The organism is Phytoactinopolyspora endophytica (assembly GCF_004138495.1).
GTDB lineage: Bacteria > Actinomycetota > Actinomycetes > Jiangellales > Jiangellaceae > Phytoactinopolyspora > Phytoactinopolyspora endophytica.
The window spans coordinates 398,833-399,425 of record NZ_ML142852.1; the positions used below are offsets into that span (position 1 = coordinate 398,833).

Here is a 593-nt window from a genome sequence, read left to right on the forward strand (position 1 = left end):
GCGGCTCCAGCAGGGCCCACGAGAATATCCCGACGCTGACGAAGTTCACGGCGGCCTCGCGCATGAGGACCATGTCCTCGTCCCACGTCTCGCGGGGCCACTGCTCGGGGTTGTAATCCCCGCCGTAGCCGATCCGTCGACCGGTCGGCCAGGCGCTTCGGTCAGTCATGACACTCCATTGAGTCTGTCGGGACTGTGCACGGTCCCAGTACTTAATGTCGCAAAGTCTAGGCATTATCCAGTCAGTATCTACAAGACGTCGAGACATGCCGTTATTCGACTGTGATCGTGCACAGTCACGAAGCCCCGAGTACAGTCAGAGCTGTGAGCTCCGAGACGGATCGCCGTCGCCCGACCATCCGAGACGTCGCCGCTGCCGCAGGCGTCTCCCGCGGGACGGTCTCCCGTGTCATCAACGGCGGGCACTGGGTGTCTCCCGAGGCGCGCCGCGCGGTGGATCACGCGATCCGGATGACCGGCTACCGCGTCAACCGGCATGCCCGCAGCCTGGTCACCGGTCGCGCGAACTCACTCGCCTTTCTGCTCACCGAACCGCAGCAGAGACTGTTCGCCGACCCGACGTTCGCGATCCT

The 593-nt window shown here is 64.2% G+C and carries 2 protein-coding genes; one reads left to right on the plus strand and one right to left on the minus strand.

The window, feature by feature from the left end:
• The coding region (locus ELR45_RS42625; RefSeq protein WP_420813869.1) for a beta-galactosidase at positions 1-169 on the minus strand (169 nt) is incomplete at its 3' end.
• A gap of 155 nt (positions 170-324) precedes the next feature.
• Here ELR45_RS42625 and ELR45_RS40715 point away from each other — a divergent pair.
• Positions 325-593: LacI family DNA-binding transcriptional regulator (locus ELR45_RS40715; protein ID WP_240759443.1), on the plus strand; the 269-nt coding region annotated here is incomplete at its 3' end.